Origin of the sequence: Pseudoalteromonas sp. PAB 2.2 (assembly GCF_001938575.1) — a bacterium.
GTDB lineage: Bacteria > Pseudomonadota > Gammaproteobacteria > Enterobacterales > Alteromonadaceae > Pseudoalteromonas > Pseudoalteromonas lipolytica.
Map to the genome: position 1 here is coordinate 62993 of NZ_LYPI01000021.1, position 15322 is coordinate 78314.

Consider the following 15322-nt stretch of genomic DNA (forward strand, 5'->3'; position numbering starts at 1 on the left):
TGTTATCGTCTAAATAGTGATTGAAACTACGTTTCAGTACCAATATAAAACGTAAACACAAACCAGAACAACATCTCGATTACATTATGGTTACATTACAACCTACAAAAGGTGCCAATGTTAGTCTACCCCATTGTTTTAATTGAGCTTTGACATCATAAATTTGATGTAAACGTTTGTAAACGAAAGTAGTATTTTTAGAGTAGAGTAAGGCACAATGAACTCAGAAGTCATTAACATACTAACGATGGCAAAGGTTATACAAACCGCTGTCGCTCCAGTCTTTTTAATCACCGGTATTGCGGCAACCTTAGGTGTTTTATCAAATCGTTTAGCGCGTATTACAGACCGCGCTAGGCAGTTAGAGCGAAAGCTAAAAGTCAGTACCGACGAAGAGTTCAATAAGTCACTGACCACAGAGTTAAGAGCCCTGCTAAAACGTTCTCGCTGTATTCATATTGCATTTAGTGCAAGTGTATTAAGTGCTTTGCTCGTGTGCGCCGTGGTTATGTGTTTATTTTTATCACACATTCACTCTATCAACTTAAGTGTGACCATTGCGAGTTGCTTTGTGGCTGCGATGGCACTGCTCATTTGTGGCTTTTTATCGTTACTTGGCGAAGTTTTCTTAGCAACACGTAGCATGCGACGCGGGATGATCTTCGCTGACATTGATATTAATGATTAAATTAAACTTAAGTTAAGATTAACCGCATTACACTTGAATAAAACACCTAGCTAAGATACAACTCAAACAGTTTATCTTTATGACATCTAAAGGGGCAAAAGGAATGAAATTAAAACACTTAGTATTAGGTACCATGTTATCGACACTGGCACTAGGCGCAACAGCAAGCACCGTATTCGAAGAACCTAGCGACGCGATTGAATACCGCCAAGCTGCGTTTTCTATGATCCGTGTACAAATTGGTGATATGGGCGACATGTTAAAAGGAAAAGTCCCTTTTGATGCTGAGCGCTTCCAAATGCGAGCAAATAATGCTGCCGCTTTATCAAAAATGCCATGGGAAGCATTTGTTGCAGGTTCAGACAAAGGCGAAACATCAGCGCTTCCCGCGGTGTGGAGCGATAACGACACTTTTATGAAAAAAGCAGTCGCTTTCCAGCAATATGCGGATGAACTTGCGGTTGCAGCAAAAAGTGGTGATCAGAAAGTAATTGGTAAAGCATTCGGTGCGTGGGCTAAAGGATGTAAAGACTGTCATAAGTCATTTAAAGACTAGTCAACGACATTAAAAAAGGCGCTGTCTGCGCCTTTTTTAACACTTAACTCACTCAACTCACTTAATTAAACAAATAACTTAATGGCTCAGCACCCCATGTGGTAAAAAGTACCACTAAACACAGCGCAAAAATAACGAATGCAAGCAAGGGTGATTTTGTCACAGGCTCAGTCACAGAAACTTGCTCACTACTGCCCGTCAGCATTGGTTTAACGAGGTTCTTGCCTTTAATGCGATATATCACAATCGCAATTACATGCAGCACAATAGCATACAGCAAAATATCAAAGTTCAGGTGATGTAACCAACCTGCAAACTCAACCGTGTCCGTAGATACATATTTAACAAGCGGTCCATCGGTAAGTATGTCATCGCTGGTCATCAATCCTGAGCCTAGTTGCGCCAAAATTAATATAAAAAACGCAATGACCATATAGCTGCCGGCAGCCCCGTGACCAGCTTTATGCTCATTATTTTTAAATGACTTAATTGCCGCAATCGGTGAATGTATCAATGAGGACAGCTTGGCCGTTTTACTGCCAATAACCCCCCATATAAGACGCGTGATTATGAGCGCTAGCGTGAAATACCCGGTTGCAAAATGTAGCTCCAGCATGCCTTCTTCAGCACTAAAATAAAGCGTTGCAATTGCAACAACTAATAACCAATGAAAGCTTCTTATAAAGCCATCCCATACTTTCACTTTAGACATGATAACGCTCCCTATGAAATATACTCAAAGCACTTAAAAAGACCAGAACCGGTAAGGCATTGGGGTATACATTATTGCAAACTTCGGTTATTTTGACACGCCTCTATTACAGGTGTTTTGATCTGAGCCATAACAACAAGTAAGAGCGATAAAATGCAAAAACCTATTCTCAAAGCGTTATTAAAAGGCTTTTTCGACATGCTCCCGCTATGTTTAGCCGTCATCCCATGGGGCATTCTGTGTGGCTCTTTAGCAATCCAAAATGGTTTTAGTGCGTTTGAAACACAAGCAATGTCACTACTCGTATTTGCCGGTTCTGCGCAGTTAGTCGCGATTGAATTAATGGCTGGCAATACACCCTTACTCACTATTTTATTTACCACGCTTATTATAAGTTCAAGACACTTTTTGTATGGCCTAGCCATCCGCCATAAAGTCATTGATCAACCATTTGGTTGGCGTTTACCTGTCAGCTTTGTTTTAACCGATGAGTTATTTGCTTTTTCGCATCACCCTAAAGCCTACCAAACAAAGCTGCGCCTTATTTATGCTTTAAGTGCTGGCTTTAGTTTTTATATCGCATGGAACATATGGACATTGCTTGGTATTGTTGCTGGCAGCTTATTGCCCGATTTAACAAACCTAGGCCTTGATTTTGCTATTGCCGCCACTTTTATTGCATTAGTGGTGCCAGGGGTGAAAAACCTCGCAACACTTGCCACCGTCGTCACCGCAGGAGTCGTTGCAACCCTCCTTAAAAGCCACGGTTTTCAGTTATGGTTAGTAACAGCAGCATTGATTGCTATGTCGGTTGGTTACGCAATTAGCCGCTGGCAAGCAAAAGAGGAGCATAGTGCATGATGACCACGATTGTATTAATGGCGTGTATTACTTTTTTTACGCGTTACTTGTTTCTACACCGCGCTTTGCCTTTTAAGGTAGGCCCTAAAATGCAGCAGTTTTTGAGTTTTAGTGCTCCTGCCGTGCTCACTGCTATTTGGGTGCCCATTGTATTTATTAATGATGAAGGGATTAATTTAGATTGGCAAAATCCCTACCTAAGTGCTGCGGTACTTGCCGTTATTGTGGCTTACAAAACACACAACATTTACTACACAACACTGGCAGGGATGGGATTATTTATAATCTTGAGCTAACGCAACTTATACGCTGGCGAGCAAAATAGCGCGGCTTTTCTCAAGTGTCACTTGCTCACGCTCACCCAGAGCAGTCATGCCATGGCGCTCTAACTGCGCAACAAGCTTATCTGCCACACTGTCGTCTAAGTTATAATCGCTCAAACGTGTTGGCATTTTAACACTGTGGAAGAAAGCTTCCGTTGCAGCTATCGCGTGTTCAATTGCCGCCTCTTCATTGGTAATATCCAGTCCCAGCACACGTTCTGCATATTGTAGTAACTTACCGCGCTTAGTGTCTTTTTGCTCAGCCATCATGCGTGGTAATACAATCGCTAGGGTTTGCGCATGATCAAGGCCGTACACTGCTGTCATTTCATGCCCTATCATATGTGTTGCCCAATCTTGAGGTACGCCCGCACCAATCAACCCATTTAATGCCATTGTTGCTGACCACATAATATTAGCGCGCACCTGATAATTTTCTGGCTCTGAGAATGCTTTAGGCCCTTCTTCAATGAGGGTCATTAAAATTCCTTCGGCAAAGCGGTCTTGCAACTTTGCACCTACATCATACGTAAGGTATTGCTCCATAGTATGTACAAATGCGTCAACAATCCCGTTAGTCACTTGGCGCTCTGGTAATGAAAACGTTACTGCGGGGTCAAGTACCGCAAAACGAGGGCGCACATACTCACTGGCAAATGGAAGTTTATCGTGAGTTTCAAGGTTTGAGACAACACTAAAGGTATTCGACTCAGACCCCGTTGCAGGCAAGGTCAGTACCACACCGAGTGCAACCGCCGATTTTACTTCTGCGCCGTTTGCTAAAATATCCCAAGGCTCACCCGTGAATTCAGCCGCAGCGGCAATAAACTTACTGCCATCAACCACAGAACCCCCACCTACAGCCAGAATGAAATCAATCTGCTTTTCTTTAACAAGCTCTACGGCTTTCATACAGGTTTGGTAACTTGGGTTTGGCTCAATACCTGCAAACTCAAACCACGTATGCTCACTTAATGCTGCTTTAACCTGATCATAAACGCCATTTTTCTTAATGCTGCCACCACCATAAGTGACGAGTACTTTGGCATTTTTAGGGATTTCTGACTGAATCTCTTTAATCTGTTGCTCACCAAAATGAATCTTGGTTGGGTTTTCAAAACTAAAATTTAACATGTGGCTTCCTCATCGTTGATGTGAGTTTTTATCAGTGAATAAACCATTTTAGTTATTTTTATATAGGGATAAAGCGGTAAAATAGATAATCACTTTTGCAGTAATGCAATAATAATTAACGTAAACTCACACTAGCTAGAAATCTTAGGATATGAATATGTGGCAAGGTTTAGACGAATTTTTATATGTTGTTGAGCAAGGGAGCTTTACCCATGCAGCCAAGGCGATGGAGGTCTCTACTTCACATATTAGTAGGCAAATTCAACAACTTGAAAACCGCTTAGGGTCAGTCCTTTTTCAGCGTACCACGCGAAAAATAAGCCTGACAGAGGCCGGAAAAGAATATGCGATCAAACTTAAAGCAATCCGGCAAGAGCTTATCGATGCGAATAACCAGTTACAGGGTGAGCAACGCCAACCTAAAGGGCTTATTCGTATTACAGGTGCCGGTGAATTTGTTGCCAATCAAGTTGCACCGAAAGTTGCCGAATTTGTCAAACGCTACCCAGAGGTCGAAGTCGAAATCGACTTCAATAGCCGTAATGTCAATTTAGTTGAAGAGGGCTTTGACTTAGCCGTTCGTTTTGGCCGCATGGAAGACTCCAATCTTATCGCCAGACCTCTTTGCAAGCGAATAATGACGCTTGTCGCAAGCCCTGAATACCTAGCCAACCATCCACGCTTAACGCACCCTTATGAGTTGACTGAACACAATTGCCTAATCGCGATGAGAAAACGTTGGCGTTTTAACATTGATGAACACATCAAAGAAGTCCGTATAAATGGCAATTGGCGCAGCAATCACCCTCAAGCCATTTTAAGTGCAGCTATTGCTGGCATCGGAATCGCACATTTGGCACACGACATTGTTGAGCCCTATATTGCAAAAGGGCAACTTGTAACAGTGCTGGATGACTTTCAAGTCAGCGACAACGCCTCTTGGTTGGTGTATCCGCGCAAAGATCTCTTGCCTTACCGCGTACGTTTACTAATTGAGCACCTTACCAATGAATTCGCTGAATAAAATTCACACTTTCAGAAATAAGGCAAGCGGGTTAGAATCAATCAAATAATAATAAAAAGTCACTATTATGAACGAATTTTATCAACTCTCAGCAACCAACTTACAAGGCCAAACGGTTCACTTTTCTGATTTCGAAAATAAAGTCGTTTTAGTCGTCAATACAGCGAGCAAGTGTGGTTTTACACCACAATACGAAGGCCTGCAAAAATTGCACGAAAAATACCATGATCAAGGCCTCATTATTATCGGCTTTCCGTGTAATCAGTTTGGTAAACAAGAGCCCGGTGACGCAAAAGAAATTAAGGAAGGCTGCCTCATCAACTATGGCGTGAGTTTCTTAATGATGAGTAAGGTGGATGTCAATGGTGAACATGCTCACCCTGTCTTTAGGCACCTAAAATCAGAACTACCGGGCTTTATCACCCGTAAAATAAAGTGGAACTTTACAAAGTTTCTGATTGGTAGGGATGGTAAAGCAATTAAACGATTCTCGCCCCTCACTAAACCAGAACACATCGAGTCTGCAATTATTACGGCACTGAGCAAATAAACCTCGAATCAAAAAGCAATAAAGAGGCAATAGCCTCTTTATCTAAATTTATGCTTAGTCGTTCATGTACTCATCAAAGTCGTCTTCGCCTAAGTTTCTGCGCAAGCGTTTTTGCTCAAGATAGTCTTCCAACTTCTTCTTAACGCGTTGCTTTTTCTTGTCGTGTTGATTACGCCCGACCATTTCGTACTCGTCTTCAACAAAATCGTCATCTAGCGCATCATAACTAAATGTCTTACCCACAACCCACTCCATAAAGTGTTTGAGACCAATTCAGGAGATTAAAATTTGCTCTGTGAATTGGCAAAGATTAAAAAGCTCAGTGGTTATTTAGTATGTAAAAAACCACCAAAATAAAGCCACACCGCCATGCTAAAGTGGCGATATGTCAATATTGTGAATAAATAGCGCTAAATTTGATTTCTGAAAAGTGAGAGTTTTTTATCGTTTCGATAAAACACATTTATCCACGTATGTTTTTTAGTTAATTTGACTAAAAAATGGTTAAAAAACCAAACAGATTTCATTTTAAAAAACCACAAAAACAACATAACTCAATGAAAATAAACACAATAAAAACCTTGGCATTAAGTTTGATTATTTATTTTCGTCATTTCAAACAGGAAAGAAAAAAATGAAAAAGTTATTGTTAGTAAGTTCTTTATTTATCGCAACCAGCGCTATGGCTCATAACGATAATGATACGCATATTTCATTCAGTGGTGAGCAATGTGATGTTGAGTTCAAGAACGATGTTCGCATCACGCCAAACGAATTAGAAGTGTTCACTGCTGATAACCGCACAATGAAAATCATTGATCAAAATAACTTATACATTGATGGCGAAAACATCTCGCTGAATGCATCTCAACAACAAGCTATTGCAAATTACTCAGATAGCTTACGTAGCCAACTACCCGAAGTGGCAAACATTGCTCTAGAGGGTGTGAAAATTGCCGGTGTTGCAATTGAAGAAGTGGCAAACGCATTCAACATTAGTGGCTTTGATGACATCTCGGAATTAATGGATGAGATTAGTGTAGAAGTGCAAAATACCTTTTACCAACAAGGTGCATTCACCATGGGTCAGCAAAGTTTTGAAAAGTTTGGTCAAAATTTTGATGAACAATTCGACCAACAAATTGAGTCTGCAGTTGAATCGGCAATGATGCAATCAATGGGCAGTATTTTAGTTGCGCTAGGCTCTGAGCTTCTTGGCTCGGGTGGTGACATGGACACGTTTGAACAGCGCATGGAAAACATGGGTGAACAAATCGAAGCGCGTGTAGAAACACAAGCAGCGCAACTTGAAAAACGTGCCGACGCATTGTGTGGCAGCTTTGCCGATATTGCTCACAAAGAGCAACAGCTCGTTGCTTTAGTGCCACAACTCAAAGAATACCAACTGTTCACGTTCAAACAGAACACCCTGTAATGCATTAACATCCCTGAACCAATCTACTTGGTCTTATGGCGCAGAGCTTGCTCTGCGCTTTTTTTATTTTTTTGCAAGTACGGTTAGTTGTGACAACGTTTTGACTGCGTCTTCCAAACGCTCTGACCAAGGCAAACCATAGCTTAATCGAAAACAGCTGCGGTATTTTTTCCCCGCCGAAAAAATAAGCCCAGGAGTAATACTAATCCCCGCATCTAATGCTAAATGGAATAGTTTAACGGCATCATATTGACTCCCTAAGTCCACCCAAATAACACACCCTCCCTGCGGGTTACTAATACGTGCACAACTTGGCATATATTGCTGCAGGCACCAAATCATTCGCTCTTTGTTGGCACTTAGTCGCTGGCGTAATAAACGAATATTTCTGTCGTATTCACCACTGGCAATAAATTCATACAAGGTCCATTGATTGATCAATGGCGCTGAGCAGCTCAAGGCTCGTTTAAAACGTCTGGCTTGTTCAGCAAACTGGCCCGCAATAATCCAACCAATCCGATAACTCGGTGCAGCCGTTTTTGAAAATGAGGCGCAGGTGATCACCAATCCTTTTTTAGAGTAAGCCTGCGCTGGTGTAGCACGTTTTGCGGTGTAATGTAGGTCACCGTATACATCATCCTCTATCAGCACAACATCACGAGCCTCGAGTAAAGCGACCAGCTGTTCACGCTTACTATCAGGCATAAAACTCCCCACGGGGTTATTCAATGAGGTAGAGAACACGCATGCTCTTATATCATGCTCATCTAGCGCCTGCTGTAAGTCATCTAACCAAATGCCTTCATCTGGGCATAGTGGGATTTCCAGCGCTTTCAATCCTAAACTTTCAATTAACTCAATGATGCCAAAGTAACAAGGTGATTCAATCGCAATCACATCACCAGGTTTTGCCACGCATTTTAGTGCAATGGCAAGCGCTTCTTGTGCCCCATTGGTGATCACCAATTCATCGCTCGCCACACCAATTCCGAAATCTAAATAACGATGAATCAATTGCTTTTTTAACGGAGCAAAGCCATCCATCGGCCCATAATTAATTACCGTAGCTCCGGCCAATGTCATCACTCGGCGCATCGTTCGTGCTAATGCTTTATCGGTGGGTGCCGCAGCAATTGGATTAGCAATACCAAACGGGACAACATTGGCTTTGTGAATTGCGCTATAAACTTGCTCTATCAGCGCTTGCTTGTTGACAGTCATTGGCTCGCGGCTTAATTTCACGCGCTTGGGTCTTGATTGATTTAACTGCGATGATTTTAAAAAGTATCCCGACTTCTCTCTCGCTTCAATCAACCCTTGCCCCTCAAGAAGCTGATAGGCCTGCTTAACGGTAGGAATACTGACATTAAGCTTTTCAGCCATTTTTCGCAATGAAGGGAGTTTTTCACCGGGTAATAACGATCCCTGTGACGATAAATCTCTTACTAACTGAGTCACTTGCTGATACAAGAACTCACTGTTACTGCGACTGATCACTTGTGACATAGCTCACCAAACTGTATAGGTTGCATTTGTAGTTTTCTGTATATGTTAAGTATACAGAATCAACTTAAAATAAACACACTTACCCTATTTAGGCAATAAAGATGAAAAGCGCCGCTCTTTACCTTGCAACTGTATTGATCTGGGGATCAACGTGGCTGGCTATTGAGTTTCAACTAGGTGATGTCGCCGTTGAAATTTCTTTGTTCTATCGTTTTGCGATTGCCGCCATTTTAATGTGGGCATTTGTGTTATTTAAAAACCTGCCGATGCGTTATTCATGGCGTGATCATGGTTTTTTTACCCTACTGGCATTATTTAACTTTGGTTTGAACTACCTAACACTGTATTGGGCACAAAATTACCTTAGTTCTGCCATGGCCTCCATTGCATTCTCAATGCTATTAGTGATGAATATTATTAATACCCGACTGTTTTTTTCGAAACCAATCGCCAAGCGAATTTACGTTGGCGCATTGTTAGGCGTTTTGGGTATCGCCAGCTTGTTTTGGCCACAAATTCAGCAGTTCGACTTGAGTAATGGTACGTTGGTCGGGTTACTACTTGCGCTGTCAGGGACCTTTGTGGCTTCATTAGGTAATATGATCAGCGTCCGCAATTCTCAGCGTGATATTGGCGTTATGCAGGGGAATGCATGGGGCATGCTTTACAGTGCTATTGGCTTAGCCGTGTATGTATTAATAAGCGACGTGCAACTGACATTCACTGCACCTGCAAGTTACTGGGTATCGCTACTTTACTTAGCCATATTTGGCACTGTCATCGCATTTGCTTGTTATTTTGCGCTATTGAAAAATATTGGTCCCGAGCGCGCCAGTTACGTCATTGTATTATTTCCTCTGGTGGCAGTCGTACTGAGTACATTGTTTGAAGGGTTTGAGTGGCAAACCAACACATTTATAGGGTTTAGTTTAGTGCTATTTGGCAATGCCATTGTATTAACGCCCACACAACGAATTAAAGCGTTTTTTGCTACAAGAAATAGCCTGCAAAATCGCTCTGTCCCCAGTTAGAAGTGATTATGTCACCTCTAACACCAAGCGCCTGCTAAAAATAGCAGGCGCTTTTTTATGGTAAATGAAAACGTAATGCTTGGTGATACATGACAACTTTTGCAGGTGTCACACCGACCAACTCGCCATCAGCCTCTATTAGCAAACCGGCAGTGTGTATTTCGGCACGAGACAAACGGCAGTATTGAAGCTCGTTTAAGTTATGATGTTTTACAAAAATGAGATGTAAAAAACTGCGTAAATTCTTCACTAAGTTACCTGCTGGCATGCGATAACACTCAAGCTCTCCATCATTCAATATGGCATGAGGCGCAATTTTTAAGCCTCCACCAAAATAATGATGGTTAGCAAATAAAGTCACTAAATTAGTGAACTCTTCATGCTTGTCGGCAAATATCCCTGATAAAGACTTTGCGTGAAAAGAAAATAACTGTTTAATGCCCTGCCATAGATAACCAAACGCAGTAAACCGCTCCACTTGATTTAATTGACTAACAACATCCGCATCAAAACCGACCCCAGCCACATTAATAAAATACCGCTGATTAATTTTCCCAACATCAATTAACTGAGTATGGCCTGAAAAGACAGCGTCTCGCCATTGTTGCGGCTTAAAAGCAAAGCCTCGCGCAAAGTCATTACCGGTCCCTGCTGGCAATAAGGCAATTGAACAATCACAACCAAACAGTGCATTAATGGCTAAATGCAGTGAACCATCGCCACCAATAACAACAGCCTGATTAACGTGCTTTGCAAGATTCGCAATTGCTTTATGGTCACTTTCAAAGTGTCCCGTGGTAAAGAAAAGTTGCGGCTCAATGTGCCGTAATGTGCATTCGTTTAATAACCATTCGACACTTTGCTTAGTATTTTTTTTGTCACTTGGCTTTATTATTATTAACATCAACTATCACTTCATCTTCTTAGCAAGAAACCTCTTTTTATTCAAATTAAATTAATCTGAATAAATACTCAATTTGAAACTTTAAAAACGCATAAAACAAAGTTTCAAAATCTAAAAACTCTTATAAACAAGGGTTTTAGAGCGAACTCCCTTAGCATAATTATTCAAAAAACAATGAGACACGTAACTTAACCCACCGTTAACAAGGCACATTCAGATGAGAAAAAGTTATCCGGTAGACTCAAATTTTATCGTTTTATTTTTGTTCACTTTGCCTGCAAAATACCCATGTTTTCAACCAAACAAAATCTGGAGCAAAGTAATGAACCCAATTAACACTTTAAATCAAAATGCTGCAACTCATGTTGCCGTAAAACCAACTAACCGCAAAGCAAAAATGTTGGCAAAACTTAATCGCTACGGCAAAAAGCTAGCGCTTGGCGGTGCAGTACAATATAAGTAATCCCCAACCATGGTTACTTTTTAGGTGCAGCAAACACCCAACCACTAACGAAGCATCTTCTTTAGCTCCTCGTTTGCTGCTCCCCTCTTTTTAAAAGCACTAAAACAGCAAAAATTTAAAGCTTTTTACAAAAAACACCGTCTTTACGCTCAAAAAACAAGCAAACGAACTTTTTCCTATTTACACAACCGATTCAGCTAAGTATTATTCTCTCAACACTTTGTGGAGAGATGGCAGAGTGGTCGAATGCACCGGTCTTGAAAACCGGCAGGGGTTTGTAGCCCCTCTAGGGTTCAAATCCCTATCTCTCCACCACTTATTTTTATTTGTTGATAATTATCAGCAAGTTACAATCTGAATTATGCGTTGGAGAGGTGGCCGAGTGGCCGAAGGCGCTCCCCTGCTAAGGGAGTATAGGGTTTGTAGCTCTATCGAGGGTTCGAATCCCTCCTTCTCCACCATTTTATTATTAAAAACCGCTTTTTAGCGGTTTTTTTATGCCCAAAAACTTGCACCTTTTATTGTTAATCATGCATGCTAAGTCTCAGTTAAATTATCGGTGAGACGCCATGATCAGTTCAGCTTTGTTAACTTTAACATTACTGTTAGGCGCGAATAGCAGCCAAGCAACTGTCTATAAATGCATGATAAAGGGTGTTGCCACTTTCTCAGAGCAACCCTGTGGAAAAGACGCCACTATCATAAAAATCAACCTTCCCCCTAAACAACTCACCGATAATACAAAAAAACAGCCTGAGCTAAGCGTTGATGACTACCTACAAGTCCAAGAAATCGATCGCAAAATTCAACAACTAGAATTAGAACGTAAAAACCTAAAGCAACAACAGCGCGAACGAATAGAAAAACTTAAGTTAATGACTCAAGATGCGGCGAACAGATTAGGTGCAGATTCGATTGACGATGCAATAAGTAAACAAAGTAAGCGCATAAATTCATACTATGAAAACCAACTTACGCAATTTGCACAACAGATAAAACAATTAGAAGAGCGTAAAAAGCAACTGAAAGGCACACAAACCCCCTAATTTTCCTAAACTGGTCAGGCATGATATAACAATTGAGACGGGTTAATTAAGGGAGCGAGGGTAATGCACATACACACAATCGAAGGCTATATTCAAAATATTTACTTAGTTGAATATCCCGACAAACTAATGCTACTCGATGGGTGTTGCCGCGCTGATGTCGACACCGTATTTAACTATATTACCGAACAACTCAACCGCCCTCTGACTGATTTAAAACTGATTGTTGTGACTCATATGCACCCCGATCATGCCGGTGGCGCCCATGCCCTAAGAAAACTAAGCGGTGCAAAAATTGCGACATCTAATGCACCGGGGCAATGGTATAAGGGCCTTGATGGTATTTTAATGCACTTGACCGATATCGCTCTTGCATGGTGGGTTGCAGGTCGGCTAAACAAAGAAAGACGCAATCTTTGGTATAGCCGATATCTAGATGCCGACTATTACTTAGCAACCGACTCTACCCTGCCGAATTTTGATGACTGGCAAGCACTGCATACGCCAGGTCATACCGACCGCGATATTAGCCTGTACCATATTCCCACAGAGCGAATTTACATTGCCGACTTACTCGTAAAAGTGAAAGGGCAGCTTATGCCACCCTTTCCTGTGTTTTATCCTAAACTGTATTTAAACTCTTTATTAATGCTAAAAGCCCTTAAACCTCAACGCATTATGTTTGCGCACAGTAATGAAATGCATATTGATGACATCGATTTCGAACACATTTTAGCGCTGGTACCTAAAAAGCCGATGACACACTGGCGTTCTGTAAAGGCAAAAGCGCGACAAGCACTTAATCTAAAACGCTTTTCACAGTCTTAATAAAGTCATTTATATCATTGCCGTCATTATAAACATGGGCTGAGACCCTTAGCCCTAAATGACGTTCATCAACAGCGATATTAGCCTCATGCAACGCCGCTTTAACCGTCTGTTGTTTACGACCAAAATGCATGATTGCCGTGCCGGAGCATTTATCTGCTGCACTTGGCGAACGCATATATTCACTCAGCTCAGCATGCAACGTAGCAAGCATTGCTAAGTTATGGGCGCGTACTTTATCAATGCCTAAATCGGCAAAGTAGCGAATACTATGCGCAGCTAAAATACACGGTGCGACTGATGGCGTTCCTCCCCAAAAACGCAGTGCCGTATGATGATAAGTAAAATGCTTGATATCAAACTCAAATGGATTTTGATGAGAGAACCAACCAACATCTTTTGGCTGACACAATGCAAGTTGATGACGATTGACCCACAAATAAGCAGCACCTGGGCCACCGCACAACCACTTAACACTCGAGCCAAGCATAAAATCGGGGTCAAGTGCTGTTAAATCCACCTCTAAAATACCTGCCGACTGAGCGATATCTATCAGGCTTAGCGTATTGGATTGCTTTGCAATTTGAATGATTTCAGCAATCGGAGCTTGCTGGCCAGTATTTGAATACACATGACTCACAAACACTAAATCGAACGCTTGCTTAGCCAAATATGATTGCCAAACCTGAGCATCGGTTAAATCCTCATCAGCGCCAATAAACACAATTTCAGCGCATTCAGGGAGCGCTTTTTGCATCGCAAATCCCATGCTAGGAAAATCACTTTCTGCCATTAATACTGTGCAGTTTGTCTGTTGCAAACGCGGATGCGACATCACTAACTTTGTTAAGCCACTCGATAAATTCACTTGTGGGCAAAATAGCTCTGCATCCGAATTAAACAGCCGCGCTAAGCTTGATGTAAATGCCTCAACGCCATGTAACCATTGCTGCCAAGGCTCTTTATTTTCATTTTGCCAAGCGGCAAAAAAATGCTCATGAAAATACGGCTCTGCCGATTTTAAAGCGCGGCCCACAGAATGATTTAATAAATAGCTTCCTGGGGCGAGTATAAAGTCATGTTTACGCATTACTTAATCCACTGTTTTAGCTTAGTTAAATCATCGTAGCGAGTGCGGATATCGTCGCGCTTTGCTGCGGCTCGGCGATCACGTAATTGCTCAAGAGAGTTAAGCAACACATGTAACGGTGGCCCACTCGCCGTGACTTTATCCATATGTTGTTGCTGCATTTTTTGTGATGGCTGTGCAATGTACTTACTCACGAGTTGATTATGATGACCGATTGCTGTGTCACCATGCAATTTACAAACTTGAATAAATAACTTTAAGTTTGTTTGCAGCCATTCACTATCTCGTTCAGTTTCTGCGGCTAAAAAGTCATCCATGATACTCGTCATCCGCATGCTTTCACGCAATATTTGCTGATCTTCTGGCATCATGTATAAAAATTTATCCACCAGCATTTGCGAATAGCTTGGCTCGTTAGCAAAACAAAGTCCAAGCAACATATCAATCACATTAATGCCTGCAAAATCACCGGCATTTGCACCACGATAAACCTCTTTCCCTACGCGATAGGGTTTGTAATAAGGGCGCACACAGTAAAAGAAACGATCAGTATCGAGTTTGTTATACAGCGCATTATTTGACTCGATGACATCCAGTAATGCATGTTTGGCTACAGCTAATAAATCGGCGGCAATTGGGTGCGAAATTCCTAATGGTTGAATTTTTAGTAACGCATCTGCCGCACGTTTGTAAGCCAAAATTCCTTTGGTGTTGTAATCAACAAAGACTTTTTCATCTTCAAGATTTGTAAAGCGCTTATAAAGACCATCAACCGCTTTATTGTGGGTGGTTAAATGAGCAGTCGCAAAGCGTGGTGTAACACCAATGGATGCGCCAATGTGCATAGCAAGTGCCGACGCATCAACCAAGGGAGAAGTGGTTTCGCGTGAGGGTTCAGTAATTTCATGGCGACGACATGCAGCCATAAATAAGCCAACATTGCCTAATAAATCAAAGGCATTATCAAAACCTTCGTCGGTATTGCCTTCTGCTAATAAGGCACGAATATGCTCATTCCCTTCCTGCTCTAACTGGTGCTTAAGGTGTTCGCCAACGCCTTCTACATTCGCTTTATCGTCTTGTTGCCAATATAGTTTTTCTAGTTCGCTATTGATCTCAACAAATCGGGTACGCAGCCAGCTATCAAATGCCTTGGTGTTCTCAGTCACAG

At 41.7% G+C, this 15322-nt stretch carries 18 protein-coding genes and 2 tRNA genes; 13 read left to right on the forward strand and 7 right to left on the reverse strand.

The window, feature by feature from the left end; translation table 11 throughout:
* Positions 1–217: 217 nt before the first annotated feature.
* Entirely contained in the window at positions 218–688 is a 471-nt protein-coding gene (locus tag BWD47_RS17680) for a DUF2721 domain-containing protein (RefSeq protein ID WP_036974373.1), read from the forward strand.
* 103 nt (positions 689–791) lie between these two features.
* Positions 792–1244: a cytochrome c gene (locus BWD47_RS17685; RefSeq protein ID WP_036974371.1), complete on the forward strand. Its 453-nt coding sequence runs from the start codon at positions 792–794 to the stop codon at positions 1242–1244.
* Between the two features lie 61 nt (positions 1245–1305).
* On the opposite strand, the gene BWD47_RS17690 is transcribed toward BWD47_RS17685, so the two are convergent.
* Positions 1306–1956, reverse strand: a complete 651-nt coding sequence (locus tag BWD47_RS17690; RefSeq protein ID WP_036974369.1) for a cytochrome b/b6 domain-containing protein — start codon at positions 1954–1956, stop codon at positions 1306–1308.
* A gap of 153 nt (positions 1957–2109) precedes the next feature.
* On the opposite strand from BWD47_RS17690, the gene BWD47_RS17695 reads away from it, so the two are divergent.
* Both BWD47_RS17695 and BWD47_RS17700 read left to right on the forward strand, forming a co-directional pair.
* Positions 2110–2817 (forward strand): AzlC family ABC transporter permease, encoded by a 708-nt coding sequence (locus BWD47_RS17695; RefSeq protein ID WP_036974367.1) that lies wholly within the window; start codon positions 2110–2112, stop codon positions 2815–2817.
* Positions 2814–3113 carry an AzlD domain-containing protein gene (locus tag BWD47_RS17700; RefSeq protein WP_036974365.1) on the forward strand — a complete coding sequence of 100 codons (300 nt, stop codon included), beginning with the start codon at positions 2814–2816 and terminating at the stop codon, positions 3111–3113. The genes BWD47_RS17695 and BWD47_RS17700 overlap by 4 nt, the downstream gene beginning before the upstream one ends.
* Positions 3114–3119: 6 nt before the next feature.
* Here BWD47_RS17700 and BWD47_RS17705 read toward each other — a convergent pair whose 3' ends face one another.
* Positions 3120–4274, reverse strand: a complete 1155-nt coding sequence (locus tag BWD47_RS17705) for an iron-containing alcohol dehydrogenase (protein ID WP_036974363.1) — start codon at positions 4272–4274, stop codon at positions 3120–3122.
* 157 nt (positions 4275–4431) lie between these two features.
* Here BWD47_RS17705 and BWD47_RS17710 point away from each other — a divergent pair, with 157 nt between their 5' ends.
* Positions 4432–5298 carry a LysR family transcriptional regulator gene (locus tag BWD47_RS17710; RefSeq protein ID WP_051501983.1) on the forward strand — a complete coding sequence of 289 codons (867 nt, stop codon included), beginning with the start codon at positions 4432–4434 and terminating at the stop codon, positions 5296–5298.
* 67 nt (positions 5299–5365) lie between these two features.
* Complete coding sequence (locus BWD47_RS17715) at positions 5366–5848, forward strand: glutathione peroxidase (RefSeq protein WP_075594400.1); 483 nt, start codon at positions 5366–5368, stop codon at positions 5846–5848.
* Positions 5849–5902: 54 nt separating this feature from the next.
* Here the strand turns inward: BWD47_RS17715 and BWD47_RS17720 are convergent, their stop codons facing one another.
* Positions 5903–6091, reverse strand: a complete 189-nt coding sequence (locus BWD47_RS17720) for a PA3496 family putative envelope integrity protein (RefSeq protein ID WP_036974357.1) — start codon at positions 6089–6091, stop codon at positions 5903–5905.
* 391 nt (positions 6092–6482) lie between these two features.
* On the opposite strand from BWD47_RS17720, the gene BWD47_RS17725 reads away from it, so the two are divergent.
* Positions 6483–7283: a YggN family protein gene (locus tag BWD47_RS17725; RefSeq protein ID WP_065978869.1), complete on the forward strand. Its 801-nt coding sequence runs from the start codon at positions 6483–6485 to the stop codon at positions 7281–7283.
* A gap of 63 nt (positions 7284–7346) precedes the next feature.
* Here BWD47_RS17725 and BWD47_RS17730 read toward each other — a convergent pair whose 3' ends face one another.
* Entirely contained in the window at positions 7347–8780 is a 1434-nt protein-coding gene (locus BWD47_RS17730; RefSeq protein WP_075594417.1) for a PLP-dependent aminotransferase family protein, read from the reverse strand.
* A gap of 110 nt (positions 8781–8890) precedes the next feature.
* Between BWD47_RS17730 and BWD47_RS17735 the strand changes: the two genes are divergently transcribed.
* Positions 8891–9820, forward strand: a complete 930-nt coding sequence (locus BWD47_RS17735; protein WP_036974353.1) for a DMT family transporter — start codon at positions 8891–8893, stop codon at positions 9818–9820.
* Positions 9821–9875: 55 nt separating this feature from the next.
* On the opposite strand, the gene BWD47_RS17740 is transcribed toward BWD47_RS17735, so the two are convergent.
* On the reverse strand, positions 9876–10724 hold the full coding sequence (locus tag BWD47_RS17740; protein WP_075594401.1) for a diacylglycerol kinase family protein: 849 nt from the start codon (positions 10722–10724) through the stop codon (positions 9876–9878).
* Between the two features lie 322 nt (positions 10725–11046).
* On the opposite strand from BWD47_RS17740, the gene BWD47_RS20155 reads away from it, so the two are divergent.
* The 5 genes from BWD47_RS20155 (at position 11047) to BWD47_RS17765 (ending at position 13061) form a co-directional block, all read left to right on the forward strand.
* Positions 11047–11187: a hypothetical protein gene (locus BWD47_RS20155; RefSeq protein WP_162898013.1), complete on the forward strand. Its 141-nt coding sequence runs from the start codon at positions 11047–11049 to the stop codon at positions 11185–11187.
* 224 nt (positions 11188–11411) lie between these two features.
* A tRNA-Ser gene (locus tag BWD47_RS17750) sits at positions 11412–11502 on the forward strand.
* A 53-nt stretch (positions 11503–11555) separates the two neighbouring features.
* Positions 11556–11648 (forward strand) — tRNA-Ser (locus BWD47_RS17755).
* Between the two features lie 108 nt (positions 11649–11756).
* On the forward strand, positions 11757–12233 hold the full coding sequence (locus BWD47_RS17760) for a DUF4124 domain-containing protein (protein ID WP_075594403.1): 477 nt from the start codon (positions 11757–11759) through the stop codon (positions 12231–12233).
* A gap of 63 nt (positions 12234–12296) precedes the next feature.
* A complete protein-coding gene (locus tag BWD47_RS17765) occupies positions 12297–13061 on the forward strand; it encodes an MBL fold metallo-hydrolase (protein WP_075594404.1) in 765 nt (254 codons plus the stop codon).
* Here the strand turns inward: BWD47_RS17765 and BWD47_RS17770 are convergent.
* Both BWD47_RS17770 and BWD47_RS17775 read right to left on the reverse strand, forming a co-directional pair.
* Positions 13033–14151: an aminotransferase class V-fold PLP-dependent enzyme gene (locus BWD47_RS17770; RefSeq protein ID WP_075594405.1), complete on the reverse strand. Its 1119-nt coding sequence runs from the start codon at positions 14149–14151 to the stop codon at positions 13033–13035. The two genes, BWD47_RS17765 and BWD47_RS17770, sit on opposite strands and share 29 nt — an antisense overlap.
* Complete coding sequence (locus BWD47_RS17775) at positions 14151–15320, reverse strand: monodechloroaminopyrrolnitrin synthase PrnB family protein (RefSeq protein ID WP_036974345.1); 1170 nt, start codon at positions 15318–15320, stop codon at positions 14151–14153. Before BWD47_RS17775 ends, BWD47_RS17770 begins: the two co-directional genes overlap by 1 nt.
* Between the last annotated feature and the right edge of the window lie 2 nt (positions 15321–15322).

Excerpts from the sequence above, each read along its gene's own strand:
- BWD47_RS17690 (WP_036974369.1), bottom strand. The coding sequence starts at position 1,956 with ATGTCTAAAGTGAAAGTATGGGATGGCTTTATAAGAAGCTTTCATTGG.
- BWD47_RS17765 (WP_075594404.1), top strand. The coding sequence starts at position 12,297 with ATGCACATACACACAATCGAAGGCTATATTCAAAATATTTACTTAGTT.
- BWD47_RS17715 (WP_075594400.1), top strand. The coding sequence starts at position 5,366 with ATGAACGAATTTTATCAACTCTCAGCAACCAACTTACAAGGCCAAACG.
- BWD47_RS17700 (WP_036974365.1), top strand. The coding sequence starts at position 2,814 with ATGATGACCACGATTGTATTAATGGCGTGTATTACTTTTTTTACGCGT.
- BWD47_RS17710 (WP_051501983.1), top strand. The coding sequence starts at position 4,432 with ATGTGGCAAGGTTTAGACGAATTTTTATATGTTGTTGAGCAAGGGAGC.
- BWD47_RS17770 (WP_075594405.1), bottom strand. The coding sequence starts at position 14,151 with ATGCGTAAACATGACTTTATACTCGCCCCAGGAAGCTATTTATTAAAT.
- BWD47_RS17740 (WP_075594401.1), bottom strand. The coding sequence starts at position 10,724 with ATGTTAATAATAATAAAGCCAAGTGACAAAAAAAATACTAAGCAAAGT.
- BWD47_RS17685 (WP_036974371.1), top strand. The coding sequence starts at position 792 with ATGAAATTAAAACACTTAGTATTAGGTACCATGTTATCGACACTGGCA.
- BWD47_RS20155 (WP_162898013.1), top strand. The coding sequence starts at position 11,047 with ATGAACCCAATTAACACTTTAAATCAAAATGCTGCAACTCATGTTGCC.
- BWD47_RS17695 (WP_036974367.1), top strand. The coding sequence starts at position 2,110 with ATGCAAAAACCTATTCTCAAAGCGTTATTAAAAGGCTTTTTCGACATG.
- BWD47_RS17680 (WP_036974373.1), top strand. The coding sequence starts at position 218 with ATGAACTCAGAAGTCATTAACATACTAACGATGGCAAAGGTTATACAA.
- BWD47_RS17735 (WP_036974353.1), top strand. The coding sequence starts at position 8,891 with ATGAAAAGCGCCGCTCTTTACCTTGCAACTGTATTGATCTGGGGATCA.
- BWD47_RS17760 (WP_075594403.1), top strand. The coding sequence starts at position 11,757 with ATGATCAGTTCAGCTTTGTTAACTTTAACATTACTGTTAGGCGCGAAT.
- BWD47_RS17725 (WP_065978869.1), top strand. The coding sequence starts at position 6,483 with ATGAAAAAGTTATTGTTAGTAAGTTCTTTATTTATCGCAACCAGCGCT.
- BWD47_RS17705 (WP_036974363.1), bottom strand. The coding sequence starts at position 4,274 with ATGTTAAATTTTAGTTTTGAAAACCCAACCAAGATTCATTTTGGTGAG.